The sequence below is a fragment of the Kineococcus glutinatus genome (assembly GCF_039542765.1).
Taxonomy (GTDB): domain Bacteria; phylum Actinomycetota; class Actinomycetes; order Actinomycetales; family Kineococcaceae; genus Kineococcus_A; species Kineococcus_A glutinatus.
Map to the genome: position 1 here is coordinate 1 of NZ_BAABIL010000563.1, position 658 is coordinate 658.

Annotated in this window: 1 protein-coding gene; it reads right to left on the minus strand. The window is 80.2% G+C overall.

Annotated elements, in window-relative coordinates; translation table 11 throughout:
* On the minus strand, positions 1-658 hold a 658-nt coding region (locus ABEB16_RS18195), incomplete at both ends, for a DUF5682 family protein (RefSeq protein WP_345713628.1).

The following is a 658-nucleotide window of genomic DNA, read 5'->3' on the forward strand; positions in this document are numbered from 1 at the left end:
GCAGGTCCACGACGACCTCCGGGCGCCAGGCCAGCCGCCAGCTCTCGCGGAAGGTGCCGGCGGAGCGGTTGCGCGCCTGCGCCGGCGCCCCCCACCGCACCCGGAGCAGGTCCAGGCGGTGCAGCAGGTGGGAGCGGGCCAGGTCGGTGTCGCGGCGCAGGTCGAGGTCCAGGGTGCGCTCGGCGGGGTCCAGGCGCAGCCGCAGCGCCCGCGCCGCGGCCCGCAGGTCCGCCTCCAGCGGCACCGCCGGCGCCTCCGGCGGCACCGAGCCCAGGGCCTCCCCGACCACGAGGCGGCGCGCCACCAGCGCCAGGGCGGCCTCGTCGCCCTCGCACAGCACCGCCCGGGTGGCCTCCGTGACCTCCGCCAGGCCCGCCAGGGGACGTCCGCGCAGCGCGGCCAGCGCCTCCGCCAGCCGCACCGCCTCCAGCACGTGCGCGGTGGACGCCGGCAGGTCCTCCTCCCGCAGCACCGCGGCCACCGACGCCAGCCACCGCGCCACCGGCCGGTCCGGCGCGGTGAACAGGTGGTGGTACCAGCCGGGGGAGGTCACCCCGGCGCCGTAGCCGGACGCGGCGGCCAGGCGCGAGTGCGTCCACGGCACCCACGTCAGGGCGGTGCGGCGCTTGGGCAGGCCCCGCAGCAGCCTCGCGTCGGC